At 68.0% G+C, this 19,002-nt stretch carries 20 protein-coding genes; 11 read left to right on the top strand and 9 right to left on the bottom strand.

Annotated features, from left to right (window positions below):
* Positions 1-2: 2 nt before the first annotated feature.
* The gene (locus ABIC66_RS05775; RefSeq protein WP_354068467.1) at positions 3-1,028 is read right to left on the bottom strand and encodes an NADP-dependent oxidoreductase; all 1,026 of its coding nucleotides are present in this window, start codon (positions 1,026-1,028) and stop codon (positions 3-5) included.
* 117 nt (positions 1,029-1,145) lie between these two features.
* Here ABIC66_RS05775 and ABIC66_RS05770 point away from each other — a divergent pair, with 117 nt between their 5' ends.
* Positions 1,146-2,078, top strand: coding sequence for a Gfo/Idh/MocA family protein (locus tag ABIC66_RS05770; protein WP_354068465.1), 933 nt, complete (start codon positions 1,146-1,148; stop codon positions 2,076-2,078).
* Positions 2,079-2,239: 161 nt separating this feature from the next.
* The gene (ilvD, locus tag ABIC66_RS05765) at positions 2,240-3,970 is read left to right on the top strand and encodes a dihydroxy-acid dehydratase (protein WP_354068464.1); all 1,731 of its coding nucleotides are present in this window, start codon (positions 2,240-2,242) and stop codon (positions 3,968-3,970) included.
* Between the two features lie 107 nt (positions 3,971-4,077).
* Here ilvD and ABIC66_RS05760 read toward each other — a convergent pair whose 3' ends face one another.
* From ABIC66_RS05760 to xth, 3 genes are all read right to left on the bottom strand, one after another.
* A complete protein-coding gene (locus ABIC66_RS05760) occupies positions 4,078-6,045 on the bottom strand; it encodes a potassium transporter Kup (protein ID WP_354068462.1) in 1,968 nt (655 codons plus the stop codon).
* Positions 6,046-6,220: 175 nt separating this feature from the next.
* Complete coding sequence (locus ABIC66_RS05755) at positions 6,221-7,159, bottom strand: hypothetical protein (protein ID WP_354068461.1); 939 nt, start codon at positions 7,157-7,159, stop codon at positions 6,221-6,223.
* A gap of 61 nt (positions 7,160-7,220) precedes the next feature.
* The gene (gene xth, locus ABIC66_RS05750) at positions 7,221-8,009 is read right to left on the bottom strand and encodes an exodeoxyribonuclease III (RefSeq protein ID WP_354068459.1); all 789 of its coding nucleotides are present in this window, start codon (positions 8,007-8,009) and stop codon (positions 7,221-7,223) included.
* 35 nt (positions 8,010-8,044) lie between these two features.
* Here xth and ABIC66_RS05745 point away from each other — a divergent pair, with 35 nt between their 5' ends.
* Positions 8,045-8,383: a hypothetical protein gene (locus tag ABIC66_RS05745; protein WP_354068457.1), complete on the top strand. Its 339-nt coding sequence runs from the start codon at positions 8,045-8,047 to the stop codon at positions 8,381-8,383.
* Here ABIC66_RS05745 and ABIC66_RS05740 read toward each other — a convergent pair.
* Positions 8,380-9,315 (bottom strand): alpha/beta hydrolase, encoded by a 936-nt coding sequence (locus tag ABIC66_RS05740; protein ID WP_354068456.1) that lies wholly within the window; start codon positions 9,313-9,315, stop codon positions 8,380-8,382. The two genes, ABIC66_RS05745 and ABIC66_RS05740, sit on opposite strands and share 4 nt — an antisense overlap.
* 61 nt (positions 9,316-9,376) lie before the next feature.
* Positions 9,377-9,709, bottom strand: a complete 333-nt coding sequence (gene erpA / locus ABIC66_RS05735; RefSeq protein ID WP_354068454.1) for an iron-sulfur cluster insertion protein ErpA — start codon at positions 9,707-9,709, stop codon at positions 9,377-9,379.
* An 88-nt stretch (positions 9,710-9,797) separates the two neighbouring features.
* Here erpA and ABIC66_RS05730 point away from each other — a divergent pair, with 88 nt between their 5' ends.
* The 5 genes from ABIC66_RS05730 to scpB all read left to right on the top strand — a co-directional run bounded on the left by ABIC66_RS05730 (position 9,798) and on the right by scpB (position 14,723).
* A complete protein-coding gene (locus tag ABIC66_RS05730) occupies positions 9,798-10,982 on the top strand; it encodes a deoxyguanosinetriphosphate triphosphohydrolase (protein ID WP_354068452.1) in 1,185 nt (394 codons plus the stop codon).
* 226 nt (positions 10,983-11,208) lie between these two features.
* On the top strand, positions 11,209-12,030 hold the full coding sequence (gene ftsN / locus ABIC66_RS05725; protein WP_354068451.1) for a cell division protein FtsN: 822 nt from the start codon (positions 11,209-11,211) through the stop codon (positions 12,028-12,030).
* Positions 12,027-13,067, top strand: coding sequence for a beta-N-acetylhexosaminidase (gene nagZ / locus ABIC66_RS05720; protein WP_354068449.1), 1,041 nt, complete (start codon positions 12,027-12,029; stop codon positions 13,065-13,067). The genes ftsN and nagZ overlap by 4 nt, the downstream gene beginning before the upstream one ends.
* Positions 13,064-13,888 (top strand): segregation and condensation protein A, encoded by an 825-nt coding sequence (locus ABIC66_RS05715; protein ID WP_354068448.1) that lies wholly within the window; start codon positions 13,064-13,066, stop codon positions 13,886-13,888. The genes nagZ and ABIC66_RS05715 overlap by 4 nt, the downstream gene beginning before the upstream one ends.
* Before the next feature lie 157 nt (positions 13,889-14,045).
* On the top strand, positions 14,046-14,723 hold the full coding sequence (scpB, locus tag ABIC66_RS05710; protein ID WP_354068446.1) for an SMC-Scp complex subunit ScpB: 678 nt from the start codon (positions 14,046-14,048) through the stop codon (positions 14,721-14,723).
* Here scpB and ABIC66_RS05705 read toward each other — a convergent pair.
* On the bottom strand, positions 14,720-15,022 hold the full coding sequence (locus tag ABIC66_RS05705) for a hypothetical protein (RefSeq protein WP_354068444.1): 303 nt from the start codon (positions 15,020-15,022) through the stop codon (positions 14,720-14,722). The genes scpB and ABIC66_RS05705 overlap by 4 nt on opposite strands.
* A gap of 269 nt (positions 15,023-15,291) precedes the next feature.
* On the opposite strand from ABIC66_RS05705, the gene tatA reads away from it, so the two are divergent.
* From tatA to tatC, 3 genes are all read left to right on the top strand, one after another.
* Entirely contained in the window at positions 15,292-15,516 is a 225-nt protein-coding gene (tatA, locus tag ABIC66_RS05700; protein ID WP_354068442.1) for a twin-arginine translocase TatA/TatE family subunit, read from the top strand.
* 87 nt (positions 15,517-15,603) lie between these two features.
* Positions 15,604-16,200 carry a Sec-independent protein translocase protein TatB gene (gene tatB, locus ABIC66_RS05695; protein WP_354068441.1) on the top strand — a complete coding sequence of 199 codons (597 nt, stop codon included), beginning with the start codon at positions 15,604-15,606 and terminating at the stop codon, positions 16,198-16,200.
* Positions 16,197-17,117, top strand: coding sequence for a twin-arginine translocase subunit TatC (tatC, locus tag ABIC66_RS05690; protein WP_354068439.1), 921 nt, complete (start codon positions 16,197-16,199; stop codon positions 17,115-17,117). The genes tatB and tatC overlap by 4 nt, the downstream gene beginning before the upstream one ends.
* Here the strand turns inward: tatC and ABIC66_RS05685 are convergent.
* Together ABIC66_RS05685 and ABIC66_RS05680 are read right to left on the bottom strand one after the other, a co-directional pair.
* Complete coding sequence (locus tag ABIC66_RS05685; protein ID WP_354068438.1) at positions 17,114-18,076, bottom strand: TolB family protein; 963 nt, start codon at positions 18,074-18,076, stop codon at positions 17,114-17,116. The genes tatC and ABIC66_RS05685 overlap by 4 nt on opposite strands.
* Positions 18,077-18,243: 167 nt before the next feature.
* Positions 18,244-18,708 carry a UrcA family protein gene (locus tag ABIC66_RS05680; RefSeq protein ID WP_354068436.1) on the bottom strand — a complete coding sequence of 155 codons (465 nt, stop codon included), beginning with the start codon at positions 18,706-18,708 and terminating at the stop codon, positions 18,244-18,246.
* Positions 18,709-19,002 lie beyond the last annotated feature (294 nt).

Genomic DNA, 19,002 nt, shown 5'->3' with positions numbered 1-19,002 from the left:
GGCTAGGCCAGCTTCACCAGCATCTTGCCGAGGTTCTCACCGGAGAACAGCTTCAGGAATGCGTCCGGGGCCCGCTCGACGCCTTCCTCGACGGTCTCCTTCCAGGTGATCTTGCCGGCCTTGATCCACTCGCTCATGTCCTTGGCGAACTGCGGATAGAGATCGTAGTGGTTGGAGACGATGAAGCCCTCCAGCCGCAGGCTCTTGCCGACCGCCAGGATGATGTTGGACGGGCCTTCCGGCTTACCGGTCTCGTTATATTGCGAGATCATCCCGCACAGGGCGAAGCGGGCGAACGGGCGGGCCGAGTTCAGGGCCGCCTCCAGATGCACGCCGCCGACGTTCTCGAAATAGACGTCGATGCCCTTGGGCGCGACCTTGGCCAACTCGGCGACCACGTCGGGCGTGGCCTTGTAGTCGATGACGTGGTCGACGCCGATCGACTTCAGGAACGCCACCTTCTCGGGACCGCCGGCCGAGCCGATCACGGTGTGGCCCTTCAGCTTGGCGATCTGGCAGACTACCGAGCCCACGGCGCCGGCGGCGGCCGAGACGAACACGACATCGCCATCCTTAAGCGCCGCGACGCGCAGCAGGCCCGCATAGGCGGTCATGCCTGGCATGCCCACGACGCTGAGGAAGGCCTGGGGCGGGACGCCCTGGGTGTCGATCTTGGTGATCGCACCCATGCCGGCGGCGGCCAACGACTTGGGATGGGCGTTGAAGGCCTCGCGCCAGCCGAACATCGAATTGACGATGTCGCCCGGCTTGAAGTCCGGATCGTTGGAGGCGACGACCTCGCCGATCGCGCCGCCCTGCAGGGCCTGGCCGATCTGGAACGGCGGCACGTAGCTGGGCCGGTCGTACATGCGGCCGCGCATATAGGGGTCGACCGACATCCACAGGTTCCTGACCTGGATCTCGCCATCGCCCGGCGCGGGCAGCTCGACGGTGGCCAGGTCGAAGTCCGACGCCTTGGGCAGCCCCACGGGACGGCTCTTCAGGCGGATCTCGCGCGAGGTGGTCATGGTGGTCCTCCCAGGTCGCTCGTTCGGAGCGTTGCAAATTTAAACGGATGTTTAGCGCGTCCGCGACGAAGGCTCCAGTGCTTCTAAGCGACATCGAAGCGGGGTAGACAGCGCGCCATGACCCAAGACCGCTCTTCTTCTCAGCTTAGGGCCGGCGTCGTCGGCGCCGGCGTGTTCGGCGGCTATCACGCCAAGAAGTATGTCGAGCTGGCCGGCGTGACGCTGGTCGGCGTGTTCGATGTCGACCTGGCGCGCGCCCAGGCCTTGGCCGAGCCGCTAGGCGCCGCCGCCTTCGACGACATGGACGCCTTCCTGGCCGCCGTCGATGTGGTCACGGTCGCCACGCCCGCCGTCCACCACGCCGGCGCGGCCCTGGCGGCGCTGAAGGCGGGCAAGCCGGTCTATTCCGAGAAACCCCTGGCCGTGACGCCGGAGGACGCCGACCGGATGGTCGCCGCCGCCGCCAAGGCCGGTGTGCCGCTGGCCTGCGGTCACCAGGAGCGAGTGGTGTTCCAGGCCATGGGCCTGCTGGACATCCCTGAGCAGCCGCTGCGCCTTGAAGCCGTCCGTCGCGGCACGCCCTCGGACCGCAATCTCGACGTCTCGGTGGTGCTGGACCTGATGATCCACGACATCGACCTGGCCCTGGCCCTGTGCGAGGCCCAGCCGATGACGGTGGACGGCGAGGGCGGGATCACCCGTTCGACGTCGCTCGACTGGGTGAAGGTCGAGGCGATGTTCGAGAATGGCTTCGTCGCCGTGTTCGACAGCTCGCGCGTCGCCGAGGCCCGCGAGCGGACAATGAAGGTCGTCTACCCCTCGGGCGAGGTCGAGATCGACTTCCTCCAGCGCACCTTCCGCAACACCACGCCCTATCCGCTGATCGAGAACTTCACCGAGACCCCGGCCGGCAAGGACCCGCTGGGCCTGTCGGTCGCCGGCTTCCTGGCCGCGGTGCGCGGCGAGGCGCCTCGGCCTGTGGTGACCGGCGAAGAGGCCGCCCGGGCGCTGGACCTGGCCCTGGCGGCGGAGCAGGCGGCGGAGGGTTGACGGCCGCATGGATTATGCGTCGCGGCGGGCTTTTTGCGACGTGATCGCAATGAAAGTCGCCGCAGCGGCTTCTTTCCGGGCAAAATCTGAGCGTCGAACCCTTCCGTCCTGCTGAGCCATGGGCTAACCACGGCGCTCTTATCGAACCAAGGCGTTCTGCTATGACCAAGAAACCCGACGGCACCTGGGACAAGTCCAATCTGCCCAGCCGCCATGTAACCGAGGGGCCGGCCCGCGCGCCGCACCGTTCGTATTACTACGCCATGGGCCTTGGCACGCGAGAGATCGCCCAGCCGTTCGTCGGCGTGGCCTCGTGCTGGAACGAAGCCGCCCCCTGCAACACCGCCCTGAACCGCCAGGCCGAGGCTGTCGTCGTGGGCGTCAAGAAGGCCGGCGGCACGCCGCGTCAGTTCAACACCATCACCGTCACCGACGGCATCGCCATGGGCCACGAGGGCATGCGCAGCTCGCTGGTCAGCCGCGATGTGATCGCCGACTCCGTCGAGCTCTCCATGCGCGGCCACGGCTATGACGCCCTGGTCGGCGTGGCCGGCTGCGACAAGAGCCTGCCGGGCATGATGATGGCCATGCTGCGCTTGAACGTGCCCAGCGTGTTCCTGTACGGCGGTTCGATCCTGCCCGGCCGTCTGGACGGCAAGGACCTGACCGTCCAGGATGTCTTCGAGGCGGTCGGCCAGTTCTCGGCCGGGGTCATCGACGAGGAGCGCCTGTGCAAGGTCGAGCGCGCCGCCTGTCCGTCGGACGGCGCCTGCGGCGGCCAGTTCACCGCCAACACCATGGCCTGCGTCTCCGAAGCCATCGGCCTGGCCCTGCCGCTGTCGTCGGCCCTGCCGGCCCCCTACACCGACCGCGACGCCTATGCCGTGGCCTCGGGCGAGGCGGTCATGCGCCTGATCGAGAGCAACATCCGCCCGCGCGACATCTGCACCCGCAAGGCGTTCGAGAACGCCGCGGTGGTGGTGGCCGCGACTGGCGGCTCGACCAACGGCGCCCTGCACCTGCCGGCCATGGCCCACGAGTGCGGCATCGAGTTCACCCTGAAGGACGTGGCCGAGATCGCGGCCCGCACCCCCTACATCGCCGACCTGAAGCCCGGCGGCCGCTACGTGGCCAAGGACATGGGCGAGGCCGGCGGCGTGCCGATGCTGCTGAGGACCCTGCTGGACGCCGGCCTGCTGCATGGCGACTGCATGACCGTCACCGGCAAGACCCTGGCCGAGAACCTGGCCGACGTGGTCTGGCGCGACGACCAGGACGTCATCCGTCCGGTCGCGGCCCCGCTGTCGCCGACCGGCGGCGTGGTGGGCCTCTGGGGTTCGCTGGCTCCCGACGGCTGCATCGTCAAGGTCGCCGGCCTGAAGCACCAGGTCCATCGCGGCCCCGCCCGGGTGTTCAACGGCGAGCAGGCTTGTTTCGAGGCCGTCGAGCGCCGCGACTACAAGGAAGGCGACGTCCTGGTGATCCGCTACGAAGGCCCCAAGGGCGGTCCGGGCATGCGCGAGATGCTGTCGACAACGGCGGCGCTGTACGGCCAGGGCGTGGAGAACATCGCCCTGATCACCGACGGCCGCTTCTCGGGCGCCACGCGCGGCCTGTGCATCGGCCACGTGGGGCCGGAGGCCCAGGAGGGCGGCCCGATCGCCCTCGTGGAGGACGGCGACATGATCTCGATCGACGCCCACAAGGGTACGATCGACCTTGAGGTCGACGCCGACGAGCTGGCTCGCCGCAAGGCCGCGTGGAAGCCGATCAAGACCAACTACAACAGCGGCGCGATCTGGAAGTTCGCCCAGCTGGTCGGTCCGGCCCACCGGGGCGCCGTAACCCACCCCGGCGCGGCCGAGGAAACCCACGTCTACATGGATCTGTAGTCAACGCTGTCATCCCGGGCGAAGACCCGGGACCGCCAGAAACTCAGAGCTTCCGGCGGTCCCGGCTCGACGCGCTACGCGCTTGACCGGGATGACAGTTTTTACGGCTAAAGGCTGACCTGCGTCCCCAGCTCGACCACGCGCCCGGGCGGCAGGTGGAAGAAGGTGGTCGGGTCGGCGGCGTTGCGCGTCAGGAAGGTGAACAGCTTGCGCTTCCAGGCGGGCAGGGCGTCGTTGGCCGTCGACGGCACGATCGTGCGGCGGCTGACGAAGAACGACGTGCTCATGATGTCGAACTTCAGGCCCTGCTTGCGGCAGGCCGCCAGGGCCTTGGGGATGTTCGGGCTTTCCATGTAGCCGTAGCGCAGCGTGATCAGCCACCAGCGGTCGTCCAACGCGCGGGTCTCGATCCGCTCTTCGTCGGGCACGTGCGGCGTGGTCTCGCTGACCACCTTCAGCAGCACGTTGCGGTCGTGCAGCACCTTGAAGTGCTTGAGGCTGTGCATCAGGGCCGGCGGCGTGGTGTCCGGGTCCGAGGTCAGGAACACGGCCGTGCCGGGCGTCGAAGTCGCTGGCCGGCGCAGGATCATCTCGCGGAAGTCGGTGAACGGCAGGCCGTCCTTGCTGAGCTTGCTGCGCAGGCGCTCGGAGGCGCTGACGAAGACCGCCATCAGCAGGCACAGGCCCGCGCCGAGGGCCAGCGGCGCCCAGCCGCCGGTCAGCACCTTCAGCAGGTTGGCGACGAAGAAGGTCAGGTCCAGGGCGAACAGCGGCACGATCAGGGCCAGGGCCGCGGCCAGGCGCCATTTCCAGACGTGGCGCACGACGATGTAGGCCAGCAAGGTGGTCACCACCATCGTGCCGGTCACCGAAATGCCGTAGGCGTGGGCCAGGGCGCTGGACGAGCGGAACGACAGCACCACCAAGACGACGCCGACGAACAGCAGCCAGTTGATCGGCGCGACATAGATCTGCCCGGCCTCGGTCGACGAGGTGATCTTGATGTCCATGCGCGGCAGCAGGCCCAGCTGGATCGCCTGCTGGGTCAAAGAGAAGGCGCCGGTGATCACCGCCTGGCTGGCGATGACGGTGGCGACGCCGGAGAACAGCACCAGTCCCAGGCGCCACTGGTGCGGCGCCATCAGGAAGAACCAGTCTGCGTTGGGCAGGGCCGAGCCGGTGGCTTCCGCGGCGGTCAGGGCCTTGGAAGCCAGGGCCGCCTGGCCGAAATAGTTCAGGGCCAGCATCGGCAGGGCCAGGGCGAACCACGACAGCTGGATCGGACCTCGCCCGAAGTGACCCATGTCCGCCGTCAGGGCCTCGGCCCCGGTCACGGTCAGGAACACCGCGCCCATCACCAGAAACCCGGTCAGGCCGTGGTGGGCCAGGAAATAGATGGCGTAGGTCGGCGAGATCGCCCCCAACACGCTGAGGTCGTCCTTGATGTGCCAAATCCCCAGAGCGCCCAGGCACAGGAACCAGCAGACCATGATCGGGCCGAAGATCCCGGCCACCTTGGCCGTGCCCTTGGCCTGGAAGTTGAACAGGGCGGTCAGGATCACCAGGCTGACGACGATCACCTCCTGGGTCCCGAACCAGTGCTCGAAGCCCTTTACCGACTTCAGGCCCTCGACCGCCGACAGCACCGAGACCGCCGGGGTGATGACGCCGTCGCCATAGAACAGAGCCGCGCCGATGGCGCCGAGCGCGAAGATCAGGCCGGTGCGCCCCTTGGCGCCCTGTTGGGCCAGGGCCATCAGCGACAGCACCCCGCCTTCGCCGTTGTTGGACGCGCGCATCAGGAACAGGACGTATTTGACGCTGACCACCAGGATCAGCGCCCACAGGGCCAGGGATAGGACGCCCATGATCTCGGGGCGGACCAAGCCGTCGCGCGCGGCTTCTTCCAGCGCGTCGCGGAAGGCGTAGAGAGGGCTGGTGCCGATGTCGCCGAACACGACACCCACGCTGCCCAGCGCCAACGGCCAGAAACGCGACGCCGCGTGGCCGTGGTGGGAAGCTTGAGTTGTCGGGGTGGTGGAATCGGCAGCGGCGAGGGGATCTTTACCCGCCATGTAAGCTCGAGGCTCCTAGCGCCGGCATACGTCCGGCGGCGGCCCTTTACGCCCGCCTGTGCGTTGCAGCAATGGAAAAGGCGCCACTCTCGAAACCGTGATGCCCGCTCGCCCCAGGCGCGCGCCTAGAGCCTGTTTATCCGTTTCTGATGTTTCCATCAGAAATGGACCGGCTCTAGTCGTCGAGGTCGAACGGCAGCTCGTCCTGATCGGCGGCGGTTTCGCGCTTGGCCTTGGAGACGGGCTTGTACGTCGGCTCCGGCGGCGGAAGCGCGTCGTCCGGTTCGTCGTCCCAGGGGGGCGCGTCGTCGAACATGTCGGGCTCGGGGGCGGGGCGCGGTGGAGGCGTCGTCGGGCGCGATGTGGGCCGCGAGATCGGGCGAGCGGGCGCGACGCGCGGCGCCGTGTCGAACGACGAGCGGCGAGCCAGCGGCGGCGGCGTGTCGGGCAGGGCCGGCGGCGGCTGGAAATCGTCGTCGTCGTCCTCGTCGTCGAACGCTTCCGGAGGAGGCGGCGGCGGCGGCGGCGGGGGGGCGGTCCGGGCCACGACCGGCGGCGCGGCGGGGACGGGGCGCTCTGGACGCGGCGGCAGCGGCCGGCGGACGATGGCCTCGCAGCGCGCCAGCCAGCGGTTGGCCTCCTGCATCAGCTCGGCGGGCGAACGGCTCTCGCGCCGCTGCTCGTCCCCCGGGGCCCAAAGCTCCAGGGTGAAGTCCGGATGGCGCGGGTCGTCGAAGACCAGTCGCAGCGTCACGCTCTGCGCCTGGGGCGCGACATGATCAATGGCCCGGCGGCCCTCGCCCCGGAACACCCGGCCCATGACCTGGCCGTCGACCAGCAGCTCGGCGCCCATCAGCTCGTCCAGGCGATAGACCAGGCACCAGGCGCCGCGATCCCAGGCCACGGCCAGCAGGTTGGTCGAGAACGAGAAGCCCGCGCCACGACCTCGGCCGCGCGCGACGACCACGCCCTCGGGATCGCTCTTCAGGACGTTGCGCAGGGCCCGGCGGATGCGCCGGTCCTCGTCGCCGTACCAGATGGCCAAGCTGCCGAGGAACGTCACCGCCGACCCGGCGATGGCGACGAACAGCAAAAGACGCGCGAGTTCGCTCATGGTGGCGCCAGGCTAGCGGGAGTCCTGATTCCGGGACAGAGGGTGTCGGATTAGAGGACGATCAGTCGCGGAAGTGGCCGACGACTGGCACGTGGTCCGAGGGCTTTTCCTTGTCGCGCTCGTCGCGGTGGATCACGACGCCTGTCAGACGATCGGCGGCCTGGGGCGACAGCAGCAGGTGGTCGATGCGGATGCCCAGATTCCGGGGCCAGGCGCCGGCCTGATAGTCCCAGAACGTGTAGCCGCCCGGCGTCCCGTCGGCCTGCATGTAGGCATCGGCGAACCCCAAGTTCTTCAGCGCCCGGAACGCGCCTCGGCTTTCGGGCTGGAACAGGGCGTCGCCGAGCCAGGCCTCGGGATTGGCGACGTCCTCGGCCTCGGGAATGACGTTGTAGTCGCCCAGGATGACCAGGGGCTCCTCGAATGCCAGTAGGCTTTTGGCATGGACGTGCAGGCGGCGCATCCAGGCCAGCTTGTAGTCGAACTTCTCGGTCCCGATCGGATTGCCGTTGGGCAGATAGATGCCGACCACCCGGAATGGGGTCGGCGCGCCAATCACGGCCTCGACGTAGCGCGCCTGCTCGTCGACCTCGCCGTCGAACAGGAAGGGCAGGCCCTTGCGGACGTCCTCGACCGGGAACTTCGAGAGCAGCGCCACGCCGTTATAGGTCTTCTGGCCGTGGACGACGACATTGTAGCCAAGCCGTTCAAAGGCTTCGGTCGGGAACTTCTCGTCGACGCACTTGATCTCCTGCAGCACGGCGACGTCGGGCGCTTCCGATTCGAACCAAGCCAGCACGCCTTCCAGGCGAGCGTTGATCGAATTGACGTTCCAGGTGGCTATACGCATTGACGGCTCCAGGCAGGAGCGGGAGGCTAGAGCCCATGAAGACCGTGCTCAAGTCGGACAGGCGAACGATCGACACGCGGCAGGTCCTGCTGATGGTCCTGGCGACGGGCGCGTGTCTGGGGCTGGCCGTGCTGGGCGGCGTCCTGGCCATCTTCACGCCGCTGGTCTTCGACCGGTCGGGCAACCTGATGAACCCGGTCGCCTGGCTGGGCTTCGCGTTCGCGGCGCTGTTCTGGGTGGTCTGCCTGCTGGCTCCGCTGGCCGGCTGGATCTTGTGGCGCAAGGGCGAGACGCCGTTGGCCTGGGCGGCCATGGCCATCCCGCTGGCCTGGGGCGCGGCGGCGCTGACCTTGCTGCGGTTCGTGCCGACCTAGTGGGCTTTGATGAAACCAGCTATCGCTTCGGCCACGTTCGGCGCCAGGGGAAGAGATGGGTCGGCGTAGGTGGCCATATTGCTGGCGCGATCGCCGGGCGCGACCTTGAGCACGTGATTGACACCCTCCAGTTCGACAACGGTGGCGTCCGGTTTGGCGGTCTTCAGGCGCTTGGCGTTGTCCGGTGTGATCTGGAGATCGGTCGTGCCTTGGATGATCAGCATCGGACCCTTGTAGGTTTTAGCCAAAGCCGCCGGGTCGTACGCGAAGATGGCTTTAAGGAACGGCTGCACCTGGGGCGCGAACAGCCTTTGCAGGCCTGGCGGCAGGGTCGAAGCGTCCACGTCGCCACCAGCCTCCAGTGTGGCGACATTGGCCAGGCTCTGGTCGAGCATGGGCCCCGCTGGCACGGCGGCCTTGAGCTGGCGACGGAGCGTGTCACCTAGCTTCTCCCCGGACCCTGAAATCAGCACCAGGCCGCAAAGGTCCTTGCCCCCTTGGCCGGCGACTTCGGCGACCAGCGCGCCCTCGCTATGGCCGATCAGCCAAACGCAGGGCGCGGCGGTGCGCTTCTTGAGGTCGGCCGCCCAGGCATTGGCGTCTGCGGCGAGGTCGGCGATGAAAACCTTGTTGCCGTCGGCGGCGGCCGCGCCGCTGGCGAACTGGCCGCGCTTGTCCATGCGCACCGTCGTCACGCCTTGGGCGGCGAGGCCCTCGGCCAGCAGGCGATAGGTCGAGGCCTTGATGCCGAGCGGGTTGTTGCCGTCGCGGTCGGTGGGGCCCGAACCCGGCAGGATCAGGGCGACCGGCGCCTTGGCTCCGGAGGCGGGCGCCAACTGCGTCCCCTTCAGCGGCCCGGGGATCTCGACGAACGTTTCGACGGGCGAGGCGGCGGTGGCGCTCAGAGCGGCGGCGAAGGCGATAGCGAGCATGACGAGATCCCCGACGTCGATTCACGCGAACCGGCGTTGCGGCGATCCTAGGGCTGGAACCTTAGATTGAAAAGCTGACGCCGCACCCGCAGCTGGACTTGGCGTTCGGGTTGCGGACGCGGAACTCCGCTCCGGCCAGTTCGTCGACGAAGTCGATCTCCGAACCCTTCAGCAGGGCCAGGGACACCACGTCGACCAGGGCCGCGGCCCCGTCGCGCTCGATCCGCAGGTCATCATCCTCGACACTGTCGACCAGGTCGAAGCGGTACTGGAAGCCCGAGCAGCCGCCGCCGTCGACGGCGACACGCAGCATCAGGGGCCGGCCTTCGCTGGCGGCGATGGTCTTGATCCGGCGGGCGGCGTTTTCGGAAAGCGTTAAGTCTGGCTGGGTCATGGCTGTGGAAAAGTCATCCTTGACCTATATGAGGATGTCGCGGCCCCGACGGAAGGGGCCAAATCGTCCAATGCGATAAAGGCGGTTTATGTCCCAGGCCCCGTACTTCGTTCCCCGCGCGCCCTATGCCGAGGATCCCTTCAAGTCGAGGGGCCGCCGGTTCAAGGAGGACGAAAGCCGCACCCGGACCCCGTTCGCCCGCGATCGCGACCGTATCATCCATACCTCGGCGTTTCGCCGGCTGAAGGAAAAGACCCAGGTCTTCGTGGCCCACGAGGGCGACAACTTCCGCACCCGCCTGACCCATTCGCTGGAAGTGGCGCAGGTGGCCCGCTCGTTGGCGACGGCCCTGGGGCTGGACAGCGACCTGGCCGAGACCATCGCCCTGGGCCACGACATCGGCCATCCGCCGTTCGGCCACGCCGGCGAGGACGAGCTGGAACTGCAGATGAAGGACTTCGGCGGCTTCGACCACAACGTCCAAACATTCCGGGTGGTGACCGAGCTGGAGCACCGCTATCCGGACTTTCTGGGCCTCAACCTGACCTGGGAGACCCTGGAAGGGATCATCAAGCACAATGGTCCGGTGACCAACAAGCTGGGCAAGCCGTCCTGGAAGGCGATCGCCAAGTACGACAATGAATACGACCTGGGCCTGAACACGTGGGCGTCGGCGGAAGCGCAGGTCGCGGCCCTGGCCGACGACATCGCCTACAACAACCACGATGTCGACGACGGCGTCACCGCCGGCCTGTTCACCCTGGACGAGCTGATGGACGTGCCACTGATCGGCCCGATCCTGGCGGCCGTGAAGAGCGAGCGTCCCGATCTCGACGCGCGCCTCACCCACCTGGAGGCCATCCGCCGCATGATCGGCGCGATGATCGACGACGTGATGGGCGAGACCCTGCAGCGCGCCGCCGCCACCGGCGTCGCCTCGGCCGACGACGTGCGCGCCCTGAGCCACGCCTTGGTCGCCTTCTCGCCGGACATGGCCGAGGACCTGGCTCGCCTGCGCAAATTCCTGCACGAGCGGATGTATCGCCACTGGCGCGTCAACCGCACGCGCAGCCAAGCTCGCCGTATTCTGGGCGAAATGTTCGGGCTTTTCCTGAAGGAGCCAGAGGTCCTGCCGACCGTCTGGTTCGCCAAGTCGCAGAACCGCGACGAAGCCGGCCGGGCCCGCGTGGTCTGCGACTATATCGCGGGCATGACCGACCGCTTCGCGATAGAAGAGCACCGCAAGCTGTTCCATCTCGATGTCTGGAACTGAGCCCAAAGCCTGTCCGACGCGGACAGGCTCAATCGGAAGAGGCTAGAGCGTGGGAACCACGCTCTAGGGGCTCGACGGACTCGGAACGGGGACACGAGCGGGGTTTTGTCCGCCACCTGAGCGGGGTGGACGCTTCTGGGACGCGCCCGCGTTGGGTAACCTAGGGTCGCGCGCGTCTGATTCGAGGTGTTCGATCCGCGCGCCGAGTTTTGGAGCCTAGCCTAAGATGTCTGATCCGCACCGCGGGGCCTATACGCCGCCCACCGACGCGCCGTTGTCGTTCGACGCGCGTCAGCCCGTGCGTGGCGCGCGCCCGCTGCCCATGACCCTGATCATCAGCGCGGTGGTGCTGGTGACCCTCGTGGTGGCCGTGGTGATGATCTATCGCGGCGGCATCCGCGGCCCGAACGAGCCGCCGCAGGCCGTGGGGACGGAAGTCGCCCAGATGAAGACGCCGCCGCCGGCCGGCAGCCAGCCCCAGGACCCGGCCGCGGGCCTGCAGATCTATCACAACGAGGATCCGCAGCCGTCGGCCACCTTCGCCGCGCCACCGGAAGCGCCGGCCGCCCGTCCGGCCGTGCCGCTGAACACCGTGCCGGTGCAGACGGCGACCTTGCCGGCCGCCCAGCCCGCGCCGACCACGACGCAGCCGGCGACCCCGGCCGCCAAGCCGGCTCCGACCATCGAGTCCCTGGCCACCGCCGCCGCGACCAAGCCGGCGCCGAAGCCGGTGCAGGTGGCTTCGGCCGCGCCGACCAAGCCCGTCGCCGCCGCCCCGACGGCGCCCAAGCCCGCCGCCTCGGCCAGCGGACCGGCCGCGGTGCAGATCGGCGCGCTGTCGTCGCCGGCCCTGGCCGACAAGGCCTGGGCCGACGCCGTCCGCCTGGCCCCGGGCCTGGCCTCGGGCAAGGGCAAGAAGGTCGAGACCGTCGACAAGAACGGCACGACCCTCTACCGCACCTCGGTCACCGGCTTCGCCAGCCGCGAGGCGGCCAAGGCCTTCTGCGAGGCCATCTCGGCCTCGGGCAAGTCCTGCTTCGTCAAATGAGCCTGCTGTCGGGCGCTTCTTCTTCGGCCGCCATTCTCGGCTGCGCCGGGACCACCCTGACGGCCGACGAGGTCGCGTTGTTCAAGGACGTAAAGCCGTGGGGCTTCATCCTGTTCAAGCGCAATATCGCCGATCCCGAGCAGGTGAGGGCGCTGACCGCCGCCCTGCGCGCCACGGTCGGCCGCGACGACGCGCCGATCCTGATCGACCAGGAGGGCGGCCGCGTCGCCCGCCTGCAGCCGCCGCATTGGCGGATCTATCCGCCCGGCCGCGCCTATGGCGAGCTGGTGGCCAACGACCCGCTGACGGCGCGCGAGATCACCCGTCTGGGCTCGCGGCTGATCGCCCATGACCTGCGCTCGCTGGGGATCAATGTCGACTGCGTGCCGGTGCTGGACGTGCCAGACCCCAAGGGTCACGAGATCATCGGCGATCGCGCCTATGGCGACACGCCCGAGCAGGTGGCGACCCTGGGCCGCGCGGCGGCCGAAGGGCTGCTGGCCGGTGGCGTCCTGCCGATCATCAAGCACATCCCCGGCCACGGCCGCGCCATGAGCGACAGCCACCTGGAGCTGCCGGTGGTCAAGGCCAAGCTGCTGGAGCTGGAAATCCGCGACTTCGCGCCGTTCCGGGTGCTGTCGGACATGCCGATGGCGATGACGGCCCACGTCGTCTACACGGCCATAGATCGCAAGAACCCGGCCACCACCTCGAAGAAGGCCATCAAGAAGATCATTCGCGAATCCATCGGCTTCGACGGCCTGCTGATGAGCGATGACCTGTCGATGAAGGCGCTGTCGGGGGACTTCAAGCAGCGCGCCAAGGACAGCCTGTCGGCCGGCTGCGATGTCGTCCTGCACTGCAACGGCGACATGGCCGAGATGAAGGCCGTGATGTCGGGCGTCGGCAAGCTGTCCAAGGAGGGCCGCCGCCGGGCCCAGGCCGTGATGGGCCGCTTGGTCAAGGTTCCCGAGCCGTTCGACGTGGCCGAGGCCCGCGCGCGTTTCGACGCCGCCTTTGACGGCAAGTTTGCGTGAGCACGGGCTTTCAGCCCACCTTCGACTTCGAGGCCGCGAACGAGGCGGCCGAAGACGGCGCGGCGCTGGTCATCGACATCGACGGCTACGAAGGCCCGCTGCACGTCCTCCTGGCCCTGGCCCGCAGCCAGAAGGTCGATCTGCTGCAGCTGTCGATCACCCGCCTGGCCGAGCAGTACTTGGCCTTCGTACAGCAAGCCCGCCGCGTGCGCTTCGCCCTGGCGGCCGACTATCTCGTCATGGCTGCTTGGCTGGCCTATCTGAAGTCCCGCCTGCTGCTGCCCAAGCCCGAGCGGGCCAAGGCCGAGGAGCCGCCGGCCGAGGAGATGGCCGCGCAGCTGGCCTTCCGCCTGGCCAAGCTGGACGTGATGCGCAAGGCCGTCGAAGCCTTGAAGGATCGTCCGATCCTGGGCCGCGACGTCTTCATGCGCGGCGATCCGGACGCGGTCAGGATCGTCTCCTCGACCCGGCTGGAAGGTGACCTCTATGGCCTGATGAGCGCCTACATCACCCAGCGCAAGCGCGAGCACAGCCGCCACTACGCCCCGCGTCCGCCCACGGCCTATCCGCTGGAGGACGCCCGCGACCGCCTGCGCAGCCTGTTGCCGAAGATGGAGGACTGGACGGTCCTCTCCACCGTCGCCCCGATCGAGCGGGCGCTGGAGGAGGAAGACGGCCCCACGCCCGCCTCGTACCTGGCCTCGACCCTGTCGGCCTCGCTGGAGCTGGTGAAGGAAGGGATCCTCGAGGCGCGCCAGATGGCGGCGTTCGAGGACATCTACTTGCGGACCCGGGCGGAACCGTTGGAGGTGATGGAGTGATCGCCTCTCTCCATCCGCTCTCCCCGGCGAAAGCCGGGGCCCAGATCGAGCTCACTAGCGTCGGAGCGGTTTCTCAGATCGTTGGCGCGAACGCCCAAACCGCTCAGGATGTATCTGGGCCCCGGCTTTCGCCGGGGAGAGCGGCTATGGGGTTTGCATGACCGTCGAACTCGAACCCCTGTTCGTCGAGCGCTGCATCGAGGCCCTGCTGTTCGCGGCGGCCGAACCGCTCAGCGACGTCGACCTGGCCAAGCGCCTGCCGGAGGGCGCGGACATCGCCGCCGGGATCGCGTCGCTGCGCGCCCGCTACGAGGGCCGGGGGATCGAGCTGGTCTGCGTCGCCGAGCGCTGGCGCTTCCAGACGGCCAATGACCTCTCGTTCCTGATGACCGAGGAGCGCGAGGAGCCGCGTCGCCTGTCCAAGGCCGCCCAGGAGACCTTGGCCATCGTCGCCTACCACCAGCCAGTGACGCGGGCCGAGATCGAGGCCGTGCGCGGCGTCCAGGCTAGCCGGGGGACGATCGACGTCCTGCTGGAACTGGGCCTGATCCGCATGCGCGGTCGCCGCCGCACCCCCGGCCGCCCGGTGACGTTCGGAACGACCGACGCCTTCCTAGAGCACTACGGTTTGGCCAACCTCGGCGATCTCCCGGGCGTCGCGGAGATGAAGGCCGCCGGCCTGCTGGAAATGAACCTGCCGCCGGGCTTCACCGTGCCCGACCCGCTGGGCCTGCGCGCCGGCGAGGACGAGGATCCCCTGGACCTGGACGACGGCGAAACGCCCGAATTCGCCCAGGACTTCCTGGGCGAGCCGGAAAAGGCGGACGGGGCCTAAGCCAAAATATCCGCCACCAGGCCCTTCTGACCCTTCTTCTCGGGATCGCCCTGGACTTGCTGCTTGATCATGTCCTTCAGCTTGTCCTCGACCTTCTTGCGATCCTCGGGGGTCATCGCCTTAAGCTGCTCTTCGGTGACGCCTAGCTTGGCCAGCATCAGGGCCCGCATTTTCTGGGCCGGCGTCATGGCCTGGAACTTCAGGAACTCGTCCTTGGCCGACGGCTCGCCAAGGGGCGAGGCGCTGACGCCGCCATAGGCGCCGACGGACGAGGAAGAACCGATCGAGGAAATCGACATGGGACGCGCTCCCGCTACAAGGGTGCGACATCTTGGCAAGAAGCGCGCCAGCGAAGCTAAGCTCGACTTTTCAATCGCTTGCCGGACAAGGGCTCGAGGAAGGCGTCACCGGAGGGTCAACTTGACCGAGCAGAACTTGCCGCCTGTCCCGCGACCTCGCGTCCCAAGGTCAAACGATGGTCGCCGGCCCAGCGAACGCCTATATTGTCCGGCATGTTGTAACGACGCGTCGCAGCGGCTACAGGGCGCTGTCGCAAGGAGTCTAGGTTATGGGAAGTCTCGGTCCTATCCACTGGATCATCGTCGCCGTCGTGGTGCTGCTGCTGTTCGGCGGCCGCGGCAAGCTGTCGGGCATCATGGGCGACGCGGCCAAGGGCATCCGGGCGTTCAAGGACGGCCTGAAGGACGACACCAGCAGCGAAGTGGCCGACAACAAGGCCAAGGGTTCGCTGCCGCGCACCGAATCCGAAGCGGAAGAGCTCCGCAAGTCGTAAAACTAGGCGCGCGGGGAGGGGTTCTCCGCGCGCGACGATCCAACCTCGCGGGGAGCCCTGGAGGCTCCGCCGTTCTAAGGCGCGTCCATGCTTCCTGATATCGGCGGCACCGAACTCCTCGTCATCGCCGCCGTCGCCCTGATCGTGGTGGGTCCCAAGGACCTGCCCGCTCTGCTGCGCAAGCTCGGCCAGTTCGTCGGCCGCATGCGCGGCATGGCGTCCGAGTTCCGCGCCAGCTTCGACGAGATGGCCCGCCAATCCGAGCTGGACGAGCTGCGTCGCGAGGTGCAGGCCATGCGCTCGGGCCAGTTCGCCAATCCGGTCCAGGCCGCGACCGACGCCGGGCGCGCCGAGGTCGACAGCGTCTTCGCCGACATCGACGCCTCGCTGTCCAGCGGCGCGACCCAGATGCACCCCTATGCCGGGGGCGAGATCCACAATCCGGCCCTGAGCACCGACAATTCGATCCTGCCGCAGCCCAGCGTCGAGATCGTCGAGAAGCCCAAGCGCGCGCCGCGCAAGAAGGCCGCCGCCGAGCCGGCGGTGGTGGAGCCCGCCAAACCGGTCCGCAAGGCCGCGGCGAGCAAGAAGGACATCAGCGTGGAAGCCCCCAAGGCCGTCCGCGCGCCGCGTAAGCGCGCCGCCAAGGCCGGCGGCTCGACCGCTACGGACATCGTCTCGTGAACGACAAGGCCATCGGATACGACAACGAGCACGAGGACGAGATCGAGTCCTCGCGCGCCCCGCTGCTGGATCACCTGATCGAGCTGCGCATGCGCCTGATCGTCTGCGTCGGCGCCATCGCCGTCGCGTTCGGCATCTGCTTCGCCTTCGTGAAGCCGATCTTCCTGTTCCTGGTCCGTCCGTTCACGGTGGCCGAGGGTCTGAAAGCCGTGCAGGAGGCCAGCGGCGGCCACCACGGCTCGTTCGACCTGCTGCTGGCCCTGATCGGCGTCAAGAAGGTCCCGGCCGCGTCGCTGGCCGACATTACCCTGCAGGCCACCGCGCCGCTGGAGCAGTTCTTCACCAACATCAAGCTGTCGGCGTTCGGGGCGATCATTATCGCCTTTCCGATCATCGCCTGGCAGCTTTACCGCTTCGTCGCGCCCGGCCTGTACAAGAAGGAGCGCAACGCCTTCCTGCCGTTCCTGATCGCCTCGCCGGTGCTGTTCCTGATGGGGGCGTCGCTGGTCTACTACGTCATGCTGCCGTTCGTGCTTTGGTTCGCCCTGGGCCAGCAGATCGTCGGCGAGGGCGTGAAGGTGGTCCTGCAGACCCGGGTCTCGGAATATCTGACCCTGGTGACGACCCTGCTGCTGGCCTTCGGTCTCAGCTTCCAGTTGCCGGTGGTGCTGTCGCTGGCCGGCCTGGCGGGCCTGATCAATTCCAAGATGCTGCGCGGTGGCCGGCGCTACGCCATCGTCGCCGTCTTCGTTGTGGCGGCCGTCGTCACCCCGCCGGACCCGATCAGCCAGATCACCCTCGCGGTGCCGCTGTGCCTGCTCTACGAGATCTCGATCTGGTGCGTGTGGCTGATCGAACGCCGCCGCAAGCGCGAGGACGACGAAGCCGAGGCCGGCACGGACGTCGTGGCGCTCTAAGGCGTCGCGATCGACACGGCCTTCAGGCGCGCCAGCGCGGCGGGCGGCAGCGGCGTCGTCCAGATGTTGTACTTGCCGTTGTTCCAACCCTTTTCGTCGCGCGGCTTGTCCGCGGCCAGCCGCTCGCTGCTGAAATAGAGGCGGCGGCCGTCCGGCGACAGGCGAGCCTCGGCGTCCGAGCCCGCGGCGTTGACCTTCGGTCCCAGATGGACCGGACGCCCCCATTCGCCGTCCTCGCGCTTGAAGGCGATGAAGAGGTCCATCGAGCCGACGGCGATCTCCGGATCGCGGCGCGAGCCGAAGACGATTAACGAACCGTCGGCGGCGACGGCCGGGTCGACATCCGACACCGCCTCCTGGGTGAACGGCATCTGACGCGGGGCTTCATAGGCTCCGTCGCGATAGCGCGCCTCGTAGATGTGAAAGCGACCCGACGGCTCCGTCGGATGCATGAAATAGAGCGTGCCGTCGCAAGCCACCGCCGGCGCGAAGGTCGAAGCGCTGACATTGACCGTATCGGGCAGGCGGTAGGGTCGGCTCCAGCCCGAGGGGGTACGATCGACCCGCCACAGCGCGCCGCCGCCCTCGGGCCAGTCCTGGCCGGCATAGTGGCCGTTCAGCATCGGGTCGCCCGTCCGCAGGGGGCGGCTCGAAACGAAGATCATGAACGCGCCGTCGGGCGACATGGCCGGCTCCATGTCGCTGTAGCGGCCGGAGAACGGCGCGATTTCGGGGGGCGTCCAGCGACCGGCGACCAGACGCGAGGTGTAGATCGCCGGATAGGGACGGCCGCCGCCGACGCTGCGCCCGAAATAGACCGTGCGTCCGTCGGGCGTGAAGGCGGGCGCGGCGTCGTGGATGGGCCCCGAAATGACCCCGGGCTGCCAGGGTGTCGGCGTCGGCAGATCCGCGGTGGTCGCCGGGAGGGCTAGAGCGACGACGAGGGCGACGGGGATCATCGGAGCGTTCTCTATGGCGAGTGACGCTGGGTAGGTGGGGGCGACGGTCGAGCTTGGCAATCACGCCGCGACGCGTGAACCGTTCGGCCACGAAAAAGGCCCCGCGACCGTGCCGCGGAGCCTTCTCCCGCTCAAATACGCGAGCGACTTCTGTCGGCGTGAGAGCCTTAGGCGGCGGCGCCCATGCGGGCTTGCAGCTGGGCCTTGGCGGCGCGCACCGTGTCGATCACGCAGGCCTGGTAGGTGACGACGCTGAAGCGCGGCTGGGCCTTGCAGACCGTGGCGGCGGCGGCGCGGATTTCGGCGTGCAGTTGGTCACGGGTCTTGCCCTTCAGCGAGATGCGGACGACCGAGACGGTTTCGGTGGCCGGGGTCTTGCCGGTGTCGCGGACGCGCATGATCGAGGCCAGTTGACGGTGAGCGCTCATCAGCGCGCCGTCGATGCAGTCCTGGGCGGCGATCTTCTGGTCGGCGGCGCAGACGCTGTTGGCGGCGGCCTTGATCTCGTTTTCGATCTGGACCGAGTTCTTGCCGACGATCGAGACGCGGACTTCTTTGGCGGTCGTGGCGCTGGCCGGAGCGGCGACGGTGGCGGCGATGGCGAGGGCGGCGAGAGCGGCGAAGGTCTTCATGGTGTTCAATTCCTTTGAATGATCGAGCGGGCCGGGGAGGGCCGCGAAAAGGACGCGTACTGAATTGAGGCGGGCTTTTCGGCGATCGGGATTAAGCCCGCGTGCAGAAGCGCGGCTAATTTCCGTTAACAACCGGCCTGTTCGTGCAGCTTGACCATAAAAACGCGGAAAAACGTGTTTTAGACCCCGGTGTCATTTGGTCGCACGTTCCAGATTTTCGCGATTTCGCGCAATGAAGGGCGCCGGGGTTCGCCCCGTTGTCGGATCACGAAGCCGTTGAAGGGCCGCGCGCCC

The organism is Caulobacter sp. 1776 (assembly GCF_040545685.1).
GTDB lineage: Bacteria > Pseudomonadota > Alphaproteobacteria > Caulobacterales > Caulobacteraceae > Caulobacter.
Note: the sequence above shows the minus strand (reverse complement) of the source record. Positions and strands in the feature narration are given on the sequence as shown.